Genomic DNA, 15350 nt, shown 5'->3' with positions numbered 1-15350 from the left:
CGACCACGTGATCTCGACGACCCGGTCTCGACGATGGGGGACCGAACGGACCGCGACACGCGAACAGTATTTCAGTCTCGCCGACGAGCGTTCGCCCATGGAGTTTCCCGACCGAAGCGACGTCGACCACCTCATCGACGCACAGCCGCTCCCGTCGTTCGCGCGGATCGAGTACGACCCGCCGGGCGAGACGCTCGCGGACCCGATGGGCGAGGCCCGTGCGGAGCTCGACCGGCTCGACGACGACGACCTGGATCCGGGCGACACCGTCGCTATCGGCGTCGGGAGCCGGGGGATCCACCGGATCGACGAGATCGCCGCCGCGGCCGTCGACTGGGCGGAGACGCGGGGATACGATCCCGTCGTCGTGCCCGCGATGGGAAGCCACGGCGGGGCGACCCCGGAGGGACAACGGGAGGTGCTCTCGGCGCTCGGGATCGACGAGGAGGGCGTCGGAGCCCCCATCGACGCCCGGATGGACGCGGAGACGCTGGCGACGGTGACGGTCGGCGACGTCGACGTGCCGGTGTACTTCTCGACGGCGGCGCTCGACGCCGACGGCGTCGTGGTGGTGAACCGCGTGAAGGCACACACCAACTTCAGCGGGGAAATCGAGAGCGGGCTCGCGAAGATGACCGTCGTCGGCCTCGGCAAGCAGCGCGGCGCGAAGTCGTTCCACTCGACGGCAATCGCCGAGGGGTACGTCGAGACGCTGACGGCCGCCCTCGACGTCATCGAGTCCGCGGTGCCGCTCCTCGGCGGGCTCGCCCTCGTCGAGAACTTCGAGGAGGAACTCGGCCACGTCGAGGCCGTTCCGGCGGGAGCGTTCCTCGATCGGGAGCCCGAGCTGCTGGAACGCGCCTACGACGAGATGGCGACGCTCCCCGTCGAGGAGGTCGATCTCCTCGTCGTCGACGAGATCGGCAAGGAGATCTCGGGCGCGGGGATGGACACGAACGTGATCGGTCGCTACCGCGTCCTCAACGCGCCCGACCCGGAGACGCCCGACATCGACCTCATCTACGTGCGCGGGCTCACCGAGGCGACGAAGGGGAACGGCAACGGGATCGGGCTCGCGGACCTCACCCGGCAGGCGGCGATCGACCAGCTGGACACGAGGAAGACGTACGCGAACGCGCTCACGAGCGGGTCGCTCGCGAAGTCGAAGCTCCCGGTGGTCGCGCCGGACGACGAGTTCGCGATCCGGACCGCGCTCGCCGCCCTCGGCGGGTACGACCCGGAGACGGTTCGGATCGTCTGGATCCGGAACACCGAGGACCTCGGGGAACTCCACGTCTCGGAGGCGGTCGTCGAGGACCTCCCCGAGGCGGCGACGGTACGGGACCGCGACGTCACGGTCGCCTTCGAGGACGGAACCGCGCGGATCCCGGAATCGTAGCTCGCGAAACACGGGGCGACCCGAGGCCGTCGGCGAATGTGGTGATCCCCGCGATCGACCGGGACGGCAAACGTTATCACTCACGTGGTGTTCGGCCCTATCATGGGTCGACAGACGCGCGACACCGCGGACGCATCGACGGGGGAGTCACGATGAAGCCGGTCGCCTTCGACGAGGCCGAGACGTACGAGCCGGACGAGGGGTGGCGTCGGGTCGCGATGGCGGGGAGCGACCGGTTCTCCTTCGAGTGGTTCGAGAAGCCGCCGGGACACAGCTCGCCGATGCACGACCACGAGAACGAGCAGGTGTGCCTCTGCCTCGAGGGCGAACTCACGGTGGCGACGGAGGACGACTCGGTCACGCTGGCCCCGAACGACTCGGTGTTGCTCGAGTCGAACGAGGCCCATCGGGTCGAGAACACGGGCGACGAGCGCGCGGTCGGCCTCGACGTGTTCGCGCCGGGACGGTCGTTCGACTTCTGGACGGACCGTGAGGAATGAACCGGAGCCACCGAACACGATGAAGTACCTCGCACGCACCTCGACGGGAGAGCCCCTGATCGGCGACGACGACGGCTTCGTGCCGCTTCGTTCGGTCGAGCCCGACCTGGAAAGCGTTCGCGAGGCGCTCCCGCGGGCGGCCGCCGGGACGCTCGGGGACGTCGACGACGCGACGGCCCGCCGGATCCCGGCGGCGGACTTGACGCTCGCCGCGCCGCTCGAGCGGTTCGGCAAGCTCTGGGGGATCGGCCTCAACTACGAGGAACACGCCGGCGACCTCGACGAGGATCGTCCCCAGGAGCCGGCGAGCTTCATGAAGCCGTCGACGGCGCTCACCGGCCCCGGCGGCCCGATCCGGTTGCCGCCGACCGATCGGAGCGACCGGGTGACCGCGGAGGCGGAACTCGCGGTCGTGATGGGGCGGACGTGCCGGAACGTCCCGGAAGGTGACGTCGAGGACGTCGTCGCCGGCTACCTGCCGGTGATCGACATGACCGCCGAGGACGTCCTCCAGCGGAACCCGCGGTTCCTCACCCGGGCGAAGAGCTTCGACACGTTCCTCGTTCCCGGGTCGACCATCGTCGTGCCCGAGGAACCCCTCGAGCTGTCGTCGCTGTCCGTTCGGACCGAGGTCAACGGCGAGGTCGAGGCCGAAAACGAGATCCGGAACATGCTGTTTCCGCCGGCGGAGATCGTCTCGTTCCACTCGGGCGTGATGACGCTCGAACCCGGCGACCTGTTCAGCACCGGGACCCCCGGTGCCGCGCCCATCGAATCCGGCGATCACGTGCGCGCGGTCGTCGAATCGATCGGAGCGGTCGACGCGCCGGTGACGCGGTAGCGGTTCGGTCCGACCGTCACGACGCCAGTGACGAGATGGCGGCCCACGGCGCCGATCCCGGACGCCGCAGGAAGCTTTATTCCGGAACCCATGCCATTTACCCACATGTATCGGGTTCTCATCCCCGTCGGAGACGACACGGAACGGTCCATGGCCGCGGCGGAGGCCGTGATCGCGCTCCCGAACGCCGGCGAGTCGGTCGAGGCGGTCGTGGTGAACGTCTTCGAGGAGTTCGACGTCACGGGGGAGGGCGGCAAGGTGGACTCCGAGGACGTCTGGGACGAGACGAACTTCCCCGAGAGCGTGGACGCGGTCGTCGAACGCCTCGAATCCGCGGGCCTGACGGTCTCGAAGCGCCGCGAACACGGCGACGTGACGAAGCGAATACTCGCCGTCGCCGACGAGATCGGCGCCGACGGGATCGTGATGGGCGGGCGCAGGCGGAGCCCAACCGGAAAGGTCCTGTTCGGGAGCACCACCCAGTCGGTGATGCTCTCGGCGGACTGTCCCGTGACGGTCGCCCTCACGGAATAACGCGCCTCCCCGTTCACGTCGAGAGGGAGCCATGCTCGCCGAGTTTCGTTCCAGTCCAACGAACCGTTCGACCGGATCCGTGGAACGTTCCGGTTCGATCGGATCCCGTCATCGGATCACGTCACCGAATCGATCGGAACGGGACGGACCGCCGATCGGATGTCAACGCTCGTTCTCGTGTCCGTATTGCTGATTAACCAATGGATATTGGAACAAACAGATACATTATTATGCATCGAAGTGATCATCATATTCGAACATGGTTGACAAAGACGTAAACAGACGCAAGTTCCTGTACGGCACGGCTGCGGCCGGAATCACCGGTCTCGCCGGATGTAGCGGTGGCGGGGGCGACGACGGTTCCAGCGGTGACGACGGCTCCGGCGACGACGGTTCCAGCGGTGACGACGGCTCCGGCGACGACGGAAGCGAGGCGAGCCTCGAGCTTCGTGTCGGGACGTCCGCCGGCGGGACCCAGGACGTCGGTCTGGCGGTCGAGCGGGCCGTCAGCCAGGAGAGCGATACCCTCGAGTACTCGACGATCGAGAGTCCGGGGTACATCGGAACCATCTATCGGATGGCCCAGGAGCAGTTCAACGCCGGCATCACCGACAACAACTCGCTCAACAAGGCGCTCGACGAGCAGGGGCAGTTCGCGGAGCAGCCGGTGTCGCGCATCCCGTACTACGGCTTCTCGGCGTTCCCGTACAGCATCTATATCGTGGCTCGTGACGGCACGGGCATCGAGACGTTCGACGACCTCGCGGGCGCGAACGTCTACCCCGCGGAGCCGGGGTACTCGACCCGTGGAACCACTCTCGACGTCTGGTCACAGGACCCGACCGCGGACGTCTACGAGGAGATGAACATCCAGGACATGGGCGTCGGCGACGCCCCCGGTGCGATGGAGGAGGGGACCATCGACGCCAGCATCGCGTACGGGACGCCCGGCGTTCGGTACACCGGATTCGTCCAGGAGATGGCCTCTCGTGTCGACCTCCACTACGTCGAGCCGACCGACGCGCTCATCGAGTCCGCGGAGTCGTTCGGCGGCGCGGGAACGACCACCACGAGCTACGCCGACTGGCCCATCGCGGACACGGACATCGGTACCGACGAAGTGTTCACCTGGGACCTCGAGGTGCTCTACACGTTCAACCCCGAGGCCAACGCCGACGCAGTCTACGAGCTGTGCCGCGTCGTCGACGAGCACAACGACGTCGTGAACGAGGGCGAAGCCCAGTTCAACGACTTCGAATCGGCAGCCGACATGCTCGGGTACGCCCAGGAGCGGATCCCCGTCCACCCGGGCGCGGTACAGTACTACCAGGACAACGACGCGTGGGACGACAGCCTTCAGGAAGGCGAGTAAAGCCTCCGGGTTGATCTCCCCCGCTTCGATCGCGTAGCCGACGACCGACACTACATTTCTATACGATACAACAAATGGATACACAAGCGGAACACACGACCGGACCGTCGAGTTGGGTTCGTGGCCTCGACGTCACCGTCACGCTCGCCGCCGTCCTCTTCTGGGCGATCGCGCTCGGCTGGATATACACGCAGACGTGGTCTCCCGTCAAGTACGGCGTGATCTTCGTCGGCGGCATCATGACGGTGTACGCGCTCAACGAAACGAAGGAGTCGCTCGAGGCGGGAAGCTGGGTCGACGCCCTGGTCCTGCTTCCGTCGGCGGGCGTGTTGATCACGGCGTCGGCGTACTTCTTCGCGAACTTCGACACGGTCTACCTACTGCGACAGGGGTTCGCCACGCCCCACGAGTACATGCTGGCGCGACTCGTCATCGTGTCGCTTCTGTACCTCACTTGGCGCGAGTTCGGGAACCTGTTCTTGGGCCTCGTCATCGGCGTGATGATATACGCGATCTTCGGGGACAGCGTTCCCGGCGTCCTCGGACACGCGGGGATGACCGAGTTGACGCTGCTCCAGGCCCTCGTCACCGACCTGTACGGGTTCTACGGGTCGCTCACGCAGCTGACCGCGTCGTGGATCGCGCCGTTCCTCCTGTACGCGGGGCTGCTGTTCGCGTACGGCGCGTTCGATCTGATCCTCCGGCTCGCGATCGTCGCGGCCGGTCGGATCCGGTCGGGCGTGGCACAGACGGCCGTGCTCTCCTCGGCGGTCATCGGCTCGATCAACGGTTCCTACACCGCCAACGCGGCGATGACGGGGTCGTTCACGATCCCGACGATGAAGGAGAGCGGGATGGCGGGCCACCGTGCGGCCGGCATCGAGGCGGTCGCCTCGACCGCCGGCCAGGTGCTCCCGCCGGTGATGGGGGCGTCCGCGTTCGTGATGGCGTCGTATCTCGGCGTCGCGTACCTCAACATCGTCATCGCCGGGATCGTTCCCGCCGCGATCCTGGTCGCCTCCATCGCCATCGCGGTCCACTACACCGCGATCAGCGACGCGAGCGACCAGGACATGGAGTTCTCCGAGTTCTTCGACGAGGAGATGACCTCGACCGATAAGGTCATCGAGGGACTCCGGTTCGGGATCCCGTTCGGCGTCCTGATCTACTACCTCGGCATCGCGCAGTACACGGTGATGACCTCGGCGCTGTACACCGTCATCGCGATGGTCTTCACCGGCGTTCTGACGCCGCCGGTACAGCGGCTCTTCGACGATTCGGAGACCTCGTTCGGCGGGGAGTTCGTCGCACAGGTCAAGAACACGATACACGGCTTCCGTCGCGGAGCCATCATCCTCGCACCGATCGCGATCATCCTCGTGATGGTGAGCGGCGTCGTGAACCTCTTCTCGACGACCGGGGTCCCCGCGAAGATCGCGCTCCTGATGATCAACCTCTCGGGCGGCGTCCTGCTCTTCGCCGTGCTGCTCGGAATGGCGGTCGCCATCGTGATGGGCGTCGGCATGCCGACGGTCGCCGCGTACGTCATCGTGGCCATCCTCATCGTTCCGACGTTCGTCTCCGACTTCGGGATCGCGCGCGAGACGGCCCACTACACGATGTTCTACGCGGCGATCCTCGCCGGGATCACGCCGCCGGTGGCGACCGCGGCGGTGGTCGCGGCCGGGATAGCGGAGGCGAACTTCTGGCGGACCTGCGGGGCCGCCCTGAAGATCGCCGCGCCGCTCTTCGTGTTACCGGTCGCGTTCGTCTACAATCCGGGACTGATATCGATGTCGCCGGACGGGAACACGCTGTTCATCGGCGCGCTCGTGATGATGGGCGCGATCGCGATCATCTACGGCCTGAACTACCCGTTCGAGCTCTCCATCGGTCGGATCACGCTCGCCAGAGCGGGATTGACCGTGACCGGCGTCCTGATCATGGCGTATCCGATGCTCGCCGTCAAGCTCGCGGGGATCGCGGTGTTCGTTGCGGTGTTCGTCGCGGAAAAGGTGATGGTCCGCGGAATGAAACTGCCGTTCGGGTCGGGGGTGAACCAATGAGCTCGACGAAGGACTCCACGGAGGACCAGATCGACACGTCGAACGTCGGCGGGCTGGAGGAGATAATTCCGGAGCCGCTCATGCCCGTGTGGAAACGGATCGAGTTGATCCAGGAGTTCCGGGAGACGCACGGGGACACCTACGTCCGGGTCCTCGAGGCGGTCACGGCGATAGTCCTCGCCGTCGGCTACGTCTGGTGGGCCTATCTCTACCTCATCGGGGACAATCTCGTGGCGATCTGAAGGCGGGGCGGAACGGCCGGTTCTCCGCTCGAAACGCTCAGGCGTCGCCGTCGGACTGGAACGGCTCGCCGACCGCCCGTCGGGGAAGCAGACTCATCAGTTCCGTCCTGAGTTCCTCGGCGGAGGCGAACTCGGCCGCGGCCGATCCGCTCACGGTCGCACCGAGGTTGACCTCGCCGTCCGCGAGTCGGACCGTCACGTCCGCACACTCCGACGCAACGGTCGAGGGCTCGACGGGGTATTCGAGTTCCGAGAGGACATTGCCGATCCGATTTAACCTGATCGTTCGTGTCATTACGTCAGGAACGTCGGCGGACGATATGAACGTATCCCCTCGTAGCGTCCTCGGGAGTGTCGGTGGGCGCGGTCCCGGGACGTTTATTTCCGGCGGGAGTCGACGGTCGATGTCGCATGGTCGAGCCGATACTCAAGTGGGCCGGCGGGAAACGACAGCTCCTCGACGCGCTGTACGCGCGGTTCCCCGAGTCGTTCGACCGGTACCACGAGCCCTTCGTGGGCGGCGGGGCGCTCTTCTTCGACCTCGAACCCGAGTCGGGCACGATCAACGACGCCAACCCGCGGCTCGTCTCGTTGTACGAGCGGGTCCGTGACGAGCCCGACCGGCTCATCGAGCGACTGGAGTCGTTCGCGGACCCCGAGTCAGACCCCGATCCGACGCTCCCGTACGCGGAAACGACCCAGCGCGGCCGCGAGGTGGAGAGCTACTACTACCAGCAGCGCGCCCGGTTCAACGACCGCCCGTACACGGGTGAGTACGAACCTCTGGAGGAGGCCGCACTCCTAGTGTACCTGAACCGCACCTGCTATAACGGGCTCTACCGCGAGAACGCCGACGGCGGATTCAACGTCCCGATCGGTCGATACGCGGACCCGGACTGGGTCAAACGCGGCCGGATCCGCCGGGCGAGCGAGGTACTCGAGAACGTCGAGGTGTACGATCGCGACTTCGAGTACGTCCTCGAGGCCGCCGATCCGGGCGATCTGGTGTACTTCGATCCGCCGTACGAACCGATGAGCCCCACCGCCGATTTCACGTCCTACAGTGCGGACGGGTTCGACCGCGAGGACCAGGAACGCCTGATCGAGGCCGCGACGACGCTCGACGACCGGGGCGTGAGCGTCATCGTCTCGAACAGCGGCGTGACGTACGACCGGTACGTCGAGGCCGGCTTCCACGTCGACACCGTGGACGCGACCCGGGCGATCAACAGCGACGGCGACGGTCGGGACGCGGTCGACGAGGTGATCGCGACGAACGTTCCAGAATCCGCCCGCCTCGACGCCGGACAACGCGCGCTGTCGACGTTCGAGGACCGGTAGGCCGCCTCAAGCCGCTCCCTCTCTCGGACCCTCTCGAAACCGATGAGTCGGGCGAGCACCACCATTCGACGGGCTTTTTGACCTTCCCCGCCGTCGGGTCGGGTATGACGAAGCTCGACATCGACCTCGTTCTCGTGCCCGTCGACGGCAGTGAGGCGTCCCACGAGGCCGTCGATTACGCGATCGGGATCGCGAGCGAGTACGGCGCGAGCGTCCACGCGTTGTACGTCCTCGACGAGGAGGTCGTCCGGGCGTTGGAGTCCGGCTCGATAGACGAGCGCGACGTCGCCGAGGACACCGCGGCCTTCACCGAGTCGGTCGCGGAACGCGCCGAGGCGGCCGGCATCGGTCACAGCAACTCCATGGCGTACGGATTCTCCACCGAGGTGAAGACGGTCCATCCCGGGAGCGTCGTCCTCGACACCGCGGAGGAGCTCGAGTCGGACTTCATCGTCGTCCCCCGCGAGCCGGTCACCGGCGAACCGGGACAGGTGCTCGAGAAGGCCGCGGAGTACGTCCTGCTGTACGCGAGCCAGCCGGTCCTCTCGGTGTGATCCCGACGCGCTCGGCGGCGACGACCCTCTCCGCGACGACCACCGTCCCGGTTCCCGCGACGCTCGGCGATCTCCCCTTTCTCCCGGCGGGCACGACGCTTCCCCCGCTCCCGTACCTCCTCGTCGTCCTCCTCGCGGCCGGGGTGGTCGCGGTCGCGATCCGTCGTCGCCGACCCACGGTCACCGCCGCACACGTGCTCGCGTTGATCCCGTGGGTCGTTCTGGGATCCGCGCTTCACGTCCTGTACGTCGTGGGTGCGCTCCCCGACCTCCTCGCTCCGTTCGGCGGGTCGCCGACCGTGTACCTGACGGTGGGAGCGCTCGCGGGCGGGGCCTGGCTGGCCGCGGATTCGACCGTCGCCGACGGCGACCGCATCCCGGTCGTCGTCGCCGCCGCCGGGACGCTCCTCGTCGTGCCGGCGGTCGCCGCCGCGGTCGCCACCGGCGTCTCCGGACCGGGGGCGTCGTGGTCGGCGGCCGCGGTGCTCGCATCGGCGCCGATCGCGGCGATCGTCTGGCGAACGCTCGGCCGGATCGAGCCGGGGATCGCCGTGACCGGGGGCGTCGGCGCGCTCGCCGTGTACGGACACGCGCTCGACGGCGTCTCGACGGCGATCGGGGTGACGCAACTCGGCTTCGGCGAGCGCAGTCCGCTCTCACGGGTTATCCTCGAGCTGGGCGGCGTCCCGTCAGTGCCGGTTTTCGGCGCGGGCTGGCTCTTTCTCCTCGTCAAGCTGGCGGTCGCGAGCGCCGTCGTCTCGCTCTTCGTCCCGTACGTCCGCGAGGAGCCGGCGGAGGGGCTACTCCTCTTAGGGTTCGTCGCCGCCGTCGGACTCGGCCCGGCCGCCCACAACCTGCTTCTGTTCACGATCGCCGCGTGAGGTCGAAACCGCGACTGACGGGACGGTCACGGATCGTCGACGCGTGCTGAGTCGATCAGCGCCGAGGGAAAACGAGACGGCTCCGAGTGGCTCGATCGCGTGGGAATCGCGGCGGCTCAGTCCTCCTCGACGACCTCGGGGTCCTCGATGGCGGACTGGAGCGAGTCGAGGCCGTTGACCCACTCGGAGACGAGCCCGTACTCCAGTTCCTCGACGAGGTCCATGTCGAGACGCTCGCCGTCGATCACGCGGGTTCCGGCCTGGACGACGTACCCCAACGCGGCGTCGAGGTCCTCGTCGGCCTCGGCGTCGGCGGCCGCGTGGACGAACTCGTCGACGTCGCCCTCGACGACGCCGCCGACGACGAACTCCTCCGCGGCGTAGAAGACGGGGACGAGCGAGGTCTGGACGCCGTCGATGAGCATGGTCTTGTCCTCGTCGTCGAAGGAGACCTCCGCGAGGACGATGTCGCTGACGTCCCGGATCTCCTCGACCGCGCGGTCCTCGTCGATCCGGTCCTCCTCCAGCGCCGCGAGGACCTTCGCGACCGCGATCGCGGCGTCGTCCTGGAGGTTCAAGAGCAGCCGCGCGGAGTCCTCGTTTTCCGGATCGAGCTCCTCGTCGGCGAGCCTGTCGAGCCAGTTCTGCCAGCGCTCCTCGGAGTAGAACGTCTCAACCGCCTCGTCCTCGGTCATACCCCATACCTCACCCGGACTACTCAAAGGCCTTTCTTATCTGTGCCCCCGAGAGACGCCGTCACATCCGCCTGAGAACTGCTCTCAGTCGTCCAACGTCGCCTCGGTGTCGATCCCGTACACCGCGGCGGGCGTCTCGACGTGTGCGCGCCGGACGGCCTCCTCGTATCCCGATTCGAGCAGCCAGCGAACCCGCCGCGGAACGGTCTTCGGGCCGAGCACCATCCCCGGCCTGTCGGGGTCGTCGACGAAGTCCGTCTCCATCAGGAACGGCTCGCCCGACTCCGCGGCGCGCTCGAGTCTGTCCTTCTCGCTCATCACGCTCGGGGTCGGGCCCGCGAGCCGCCCGGCCGCGTAGTGTTTCACCACCCTGTCCGGGTCGAGCCCGACCGACTCGGCGACGGCCGCGAGGTCGGTGAGGTCCTCGCTCGCCTCGGTGTGGAGCTGGACCGCGCAGCCGACCGCGGCGGCCCGCTCGAACGCGTGTCGGGTCACCGCGTTCGAGGCGTCCCACACCGCGTCGCTCACGTCGTAGTGGGGGCGACCGGACTTCAGCGCCAGCGCACGGCCGTCCTCGACGTACTCGCTCGCGGCGTCGATGCCGCCGCACATCAACTCTCGCGCCTCCCCGGGCGTGAAGCCGCGGTCGTCGACCAGTCGGCTCACGAGCCCCGGATGGACGCCGAGGACGGGCCACGCCCGCCCGGGAAGCGCCTCGGTCGCGTCGGCGACGGCGTCGATCGTCTCCTCGAAGACGGGTCGAAAGTCCTCGGGCTCCTCCACCTCGACGCCGAGGAGCCACGAGGGCTTGTTGACGACGAGGAGGTGGGTACCGCCGAGGCGAACGAAGTCGTCGACGGCGTCGATGCCGCGTCCGTGTCGGGGATCGAGGTGGAGGTGGTCGTCGAGCACCGGCGTGTCGAGGTCGACGGTCATGTCTCGGATCGCGGGTTCGGATCGGATAGACGTTCCGTACGATCGCGGCCGTGCCGCCGGGCGGAGTCCGTCCTCGGGCGGAAACCCTCTTGTCGCGGCCCGCCGATATCCATCCCATGTCCCGGCCCGCCACCGTCCTGGCCCTCCTCGCCGTCGGCGGCCTGCTGATGGCGAACCCGCTGTACCTCCCGGTTGCGACCGCGGAGACGACGACCGTCTACGCCCACGCGGTCCAGCCGGTCGGACCGGAGACCCCTAGCTATGGGGAATCGGACGTGATCGATCGGAGCGAACTCTCCGCGGACGCCCGCGAGGCCTTCGATCGAGCACGGGAGTCGTCCGAGGCCGGATTCACCGTCGAGGACTCCGACGAGCGGATCGAGTCGTTGTCCTACCCTCGAGCGCCGACGCTCGGCGACGGGCTGCTCGTCGTCGCCCACGGCGGGACGCACTACGAGTTCTGGACCCGATCCGTCGAGCGCGAGCCCGGTTCCGTGGTCACGCAACGCGTCGTCGTTCAGCCGGTCGGGTTCCTCGTCGGGTTTCTCGCCGTCGTCGCGGCGGTCGCGGTCGCGGTCGCGGCCGACGACCGGTTCTGATCACTCGACCGGCGCGGGGTCGGACCGAAGGCGAGCCCGTGGAGGATAGCCGTTAGCGGTCGCCCGTCTCGTCGCTAGCATCGTCGTCGCCGTCAGCATCGTCACCCGTCTCATCGTCGTCATCGTCGTCTACGACCTCGTCGATCCGTTTCTCCACGGTCTCCTCGACGGTGTCACCCACCGTTTCTTCGACCGTCTCCTCAACGGTTTTCTCGACCGTCTCTTCAACCGTTTCCTCGACCGTCTCCTCCACCGTCTCCTCGACGGTCCCCTCCATCGTTTCCTCCACCGTCTCGCCGACTTGTTCTTCGACGGTCTTCTCGACGGTCTCGCCCACGGTCTTCTCCACCGTCTCACCCACGGTCTCCTCGACGGTCTTCTCGACGTCCTCGGACACCTTTCCGACGCTCTCGTCGACCGCCTCCTCGACCTCGTCGGCGCGGGGACGGCGGTCGACGCGCTCGTTCACCTCCTCGAGGCGTTCGATGACCGCGTCGACCTCGGTCTTCAGCGTCTCCTCGACGTTCTCCGTGACCTCCTGTGTCATCCATTCGGGGTCGAATCGAGCCATCTTCCAGAAGACGTGGATGGCGTACGAGATGAGCACGCCGAGCCCGAAGGCGATCCCGACCTGGTTGCCGACGACCGAAAAGAGGACGACGGCGACGAAGATCATGAGGCCGTACGCCAGATCGACGACGAAATCGACCCGGTTGGGGTTCACCGTCTTCCCCCTCCGAGCGTCTCGATGGGTCCGGTCATTAGTTCTGGATGTCCCTTCGTACCCCAGCGGGTAATACCGATCGTTTCGTCGGACCGATACGAGTGTCGCACGGTCGGGGGCGGCGGAGACGGGAGGGGCGGCGGAGACGGTGGGGGCGGCGGAGGCGGCGGGGTCGTACGGTCAGCGTGGACTCGTCGAAGTCGACGACCCTTCGGATTCGAGGACTCGCTCCGTCGACTCGTCGACCTCGACGAGGTGACAGAGCGGGTTCCCGGGATAGACGACGGGATTCTCGAGAACGCCGATCAACAGCCCGGTGAAGGGTGCCTTCACGCCGACCGCGTCCTCCTTGAACGGATTGGTGATCGTCGCGATCCGCTCGCCCTCGTGGACCAACGACCCGCTCTCGTGGTGAACGTCGACGATCCCGCCGGAGTCGGCCCGGAGCCACGTCTTCTCGCCGGAACCGGCGACGACCGTGCGCCAGCCGGGCCAGCGGACCGCCTCCGTCTCGAGCATTCCGTACTCCGCGAACACGGATCGGACGCCGGCGAGCGCGTCGTCGATGAGGCGGCGCTGGAACCGGTGTGCCTCGCCCATCTCGACGGTGACCGTCGGAATTCCGTCGGCGGTCGCCTCCCCGCGGAGGGTTCCGCTCGGGCCGTCGCTGTCGATTATCACGCTCGAGCCGAACGCCATCGCGAGGCGGTAGACCCCCTCGTCGGTCATGTCGCCGCGGGCGTGAAGCATGTTCGTGCGGCCCCGCGTCGAGGTGTGGAAGTCGATCCCGAAGTCACACGGCTCGACGAAGTTCGAGTAGATCCGGTGGGCCATCCGTTTCGAGCTCGTCGAGCCGGGCTTGCCGGGGAACGACCGATTCAAGTCCCGGTCGTAGACGGGAAGGTACCGCTGTTGGGCGAGGAAGCCGGGGACGTTGAGGACCGGGAGACAGACGAGCGTACCGGCGAGATCCGAGAGGTCCCACTCGTGTGCGACCTCGCGGACGACCTCGATCCCGTTGAGCTCGTCGCCGTGGGAGGCCGCCGAGAGGAACGCGGTCGGTCCGTCGCGCTCGCCGTTGACGATCGTCACCGGGATGCGGACGGGGTCGCCGAGGTACGTCTCGCTTATCCCGTAACGGATGTTCTGTGTCTCGCCGGGCGGGACCGCGCCGCCGTTGTACGTGAACGCCCGGTCGCTTCCCATGTCACACGCGAGCCGGGGGCGGGGTATATACGTGACGCCACGGGGGCGAAACCCATCGATCCGCTGATGGTTCCGTCGGAATCGTGAAACGATCGGACCAGTTTTCATCCCGGCCGTCACACTCATCTCCATGAAAACGGATCCGGTACGGGTCGGGGTGTTGTCGTTACACAACAGCAAGGAGACGAAGGCGATCTGCAACGCGGTCGAGGACCTCGGACACGAGCCGGTGTGGCTCCGCGAGGAGAACGCGGCGATAAGCGTCGAGGACGGAGACGTGTCGGTCGAGCCCGCCGTCGACGTGATCGCGAACCGCCTCCTGTTGTCGAACACGGACCAGCCCGCGGAGCTGCTCGGGCTCGCGGCCACCTTCGAGCGGATCCGGCCGATGTTGAACGAGCCGAACGCGGTGCTCGCGTCGATCCACAAGTTCGCCACCGCGGCGACGCTCGCCGACTGGAACATCCGCGTGCCCGACGCCCTGCTCGCACTCTCGAACGACCGACTCAACGAGGACCGCGAGCGCTTCGGCGAGGTCGGCGTCTACAAGACCGCGATCGGGACCCACGGCGGCGGCACGTGGAAGGTCGACCTCACCGAGCGCGTGAACCCGAAAGTGGGCAACCGCCAGGCGTTCCTCCAGCAACTCATCGACCGCGACGACGAGAAACACCGCGACCTCCGGGTGTACATCGTCGGCGACGAGATCGTCGGGTCGATGTACCGCTACGCGCCCGAGGGAGACTGGCGGACGAACGTCGCGCTCGGCGGCGCGGTCGAGGACGCCACCGACGACATGCCCGAGGAGGCCGCCGACACCGCGCTGTACGCCGCGGAGGTGATGGGCCTCGACTACGCCGGCGTCGACCTCGTCGAGGGATACGACGGCTGGTACGTCCTCGAAGTCAATCCGACCGCGGGGTTCAAGGGGCTCTTCGAGGCGACCGGCACGAGCCCCGCGCCCCACATCGCGAAGCTCGCTATCGAGACCGTCGACGGCGAGGTCGACGACGACGACGTGAAACGGCTCGCGGGCACGCTCGACGACTCCCGTCCCTCGTGTGCACCGAAGCCGCAGCCGCGACCGACCGAACCGCCGGTCATCGGCTACATCGAGGAGGTCGTCGCCACCGGAACCTCCGGGTCGGTCCAGGCGTTCGCGAAGTCCGACACGGGCGCGACCAGGACCAGCATCGACACCTCGTTGGCCGCGGAGATCGGCGCGGGACCGATAAAGAGCATGACCCGGGTGAAGTCGGGAAGCGTCAAGGGCGGGAAGGCCCGCCCCGTCGTCGACCTCGTGATCGGCATCGGCGGCAACCAACACACCGTCACCGCGAGCGTCGAGGACCGCGGACACATGGAGTACCCGCTGTTGCTCGGCCGCGACATCCTCAGCGACTACCGAGTCAACGTCCGGAAACGCGCCGACGTCGAAGAGACCGAACGCGGCGAGGACG

17 protein-coding genes are annotated in these 15350 nt (G+C 67.4%); 12 read left to right on the top strand and 5 right to left on the bottom strand.

All coding sequences use genetic code 11. The annotated features are described in order from the left end of the window. Window positions 1-97: 97 nt before the first annotated feature. The 7 genes from OKW78_RS11540 to OKW78_RS11510 all read left to right on the top strand — a co-directional run bounded on the left by OKW78_RS11540 (window position 98) and on the right by OKW78_RS11510 (window position 6954). On the top strand, window positions 98-1399 hold the full coding sequence (locus tag OKW78_RS11540) for a DUF362 domain-containing protein (RefSeq protein WP_281195313.1): 1302 nt from the start codon (window positions 98-100) through the stop codon (window positions 1397-1399). Between the two features lie 152 nt (window positions 1400-1551). Continuing rightward, window positions 1552-1899 carry a cupin domain-containing protein gene (locus OKW78_RS11535; RefSeq protein ID WP_122106067.1) on the top strand — a complete coding sequence of 116 codons (348 nt, stop codon included), beginning with the start codon at window positions 1552-1554 and terminating at the stop codon, window positions 1897-1899. Window positions 1900-1918: 19 nt separating this feature from the next. Next, window positions 1919-2740, top strand: coding sequence for a fumarylacetoacetate hydrolase family protein (locus OKW78_RS11530; protein WP_281195312.1), 822 nt, complete (start codon window positions 1919-1921; stop codon window positions 2738-2740). A 105-nt stretch (window positions 2741-2845) separates the two neighbouring features. Continuing rightward, entirely contained in the window at window positions 2846-3274 is a 429-nt protein-coding gene (locus OKW78_RS11525; protein ID WP_281195311.1) for a universal stress protein, read from the top strand. Between the two features lie 259 nt (window positions 3275-3533). Continuing rightward, a complete protein-coding gene (locus OKW78_RS11520) occupies window positions 3534-4646 on the top strand; it encodes a TAXI family TRAP transporter solute-binding subunit (RefSeq protein ID WP_281195310.1) in 1113 nt (370 codons plus the stop codon). A gap of 74 nt (window positions 4647-4720) precedes the next feature. Then, window positions 4721-6712, top strand: coding sequence for a TRAP transporter fused permease subunit (locus OKW78_RS11515; protein ID WP_281195309.1), 1992 nt, complete (start codon window positions 4721-4723; stop codon window positions 6710-6712). After that, on the top strand, window positions 6709-6954 hold the full coding sequence (locus tag OKW78_RS11510; protein WP_281195308.1) for a hypothetical protein: 246 nt from the start codon (window positions 6709-6711) through the stop codon (window positions 6952-6954). The genes OKW78_RS11515 and OKW78_RS11510 overlap by 4 nt, the downstream gene beginning before the upstream one ends. Before the next feature lie 37 nt (window positions 6955-6991). Here OKW78_RS11510 and OKW78_RS11505 read toward each other — a convergent pair whose 3' ends face one another. Further along, window positions 6992-7249, bottom strand: a complete 258-nt coding sequence (locus tag OKW78_RS11505) for a hypothetical protein (protein WP_281195306.1) — start codon at window positions 7247-7249, stop codon at window positions 6992-6994. Window positions 7250-7365: 116 nt separating this feature from the next. On the opposite strand from OKW78_RS11505, the gene OKW78_RS11500 reads away from it, so the two are divergent. The 3 genes from OKW78_RS11500 (at window position 7366) to OKW78_RS11490 (ending at window position 9730) form a co-directional block, all read left to right on the top strand. Next, window positions 7366-8295, top strand: coding sequence for a DNA adenine methylase (locus tag OKW78_RS11500; RefSeq protein ID WP_281195305.1), 930 nt, complete (start codon window positions 7366-7368; stop codon window positions 8293-8295). A 104-nt stretch (window positions 8296-8399) separates the two neighbouring features. Further along, on the top strand, window positions 8400-8849 hold the full coding sequence (locus OKW78_RS11495; protein WP_122106075.1) for a universal stress protein: 450 nt from the start codon (window positions 8400-8402) through the stop codon (window positions 8847-8849). After that, window positions 8846-9730 carry a DUF63 family protein gene (locus OKW78_RS11490; protein WP_281195304.1) on the top strand — a complete coding sequence of 295 codons (885 nt, stop codon included), beginning with the start codon at window positions 8846-8848 and terminating at the stop codon, window positions 9728-9730. The genes OKW78_RS11495 and OKW78_RS11490 overlap by 4 nt, the downstream gene beginning before the upstream one ends. A gap of 116 nt (window positions 9731-9846) precedes the next feature. Here the strand turns inward: OKW78_RS11490 and OKW78_RS11485 are convergent, their stop codons facing one another. Both OKW78_RS11485 and OKW78_RS11480 read right to left on the bottom strand, forming a co-directional pair. Beyond that, a complete protein-coding gene (locus OKW78_RS11485) occupies window positions 9847-10425 on the bottom strand; it encodes a DUF2150 family protein (RefSeq protein WP_281195303.1) in 579 nt (192 codons plus the stop codon). 84 nt (window positions 10426-10509) lie between these two features. Continuing rightward, window positions 10510-11361 (bottom strand): TatD family hydrolase, encoded by an 852-nt coding sequence (locus OKW78_RS11480; RefSeq protein ID WP_281195302.1) that lies wholly within the window; start codon window positions 11359-11361, stop codon window positions 10510-10512. Window positions 11362-11477: 116 nt separating this feature from the next. Here OKW78_RS11480 and OKW78_RS11475 point away from each other — a divergent pair, with 116 nt between their 5' ends. Continuing rightward, window positions 11478-11960 (top strand): hypothetical protein, encoded by a 483-nt coding sequence (locus OKW78_RS11475; protein ID WP_281195301.1) that lies wholly within the window; start codon window positions 11478-11480, stop codon window positions 11958-11960. Between the two features lie 52 nt (window positions 11961-12012). On the opposite strand, the gene OKW78_RS11470 is transcribed toward OKW78_RS11475, so the two are convergent. Together OKW78_RS11470 and OKW78_RS11465 are read right to left on the bottom strand one after the other, a co-directional pair. Continuing rightward, window positions 12013-12684, bottom strand: a complete 672-nt coding sequence (locus OKW78_RS11470; protein ID WP_281195300.1) for a hypothetical protein — start codon at window positions 12682-12684, stop codon at window positions 12013-12015. A 180-nt stretch (window positions 12685-12864) separates the two neighbouring features. Then, entirely contained in the window at window positions 12865-13890 is a 1026-nt protein-coding gene (locus tag OKW78_RS11465; protein WP_281195299.1) for a succinylglutamate desuccinylase/aspartoacylase family protein, read from the bottom strand. Window positions 13891-14020: 130 nt separating this feature from the next. Here OKW78_RS11465 and OKW78_RS11460 point away from each other — a divergent pair. Further along, a partial coding sequence (locus OKW78_RS11460) for a RimK/LysX family protein (RefSeq protein WP_281195298.1) occupies window positions 14021-15350 on the top strand: 1330 nt, incomplete at its 3' end.

This window comes from Halorubrum sp. F4, from assembly GCF_027257195.1.
Classification (GTDB): Archaea; Halobacteriota; Halobacteria; order Halobacteriales; family Haloferacaceae; genus Halorubrum.
This window is presented reverse-complemented; position numbering and strand designations above follow the sequence as displayed.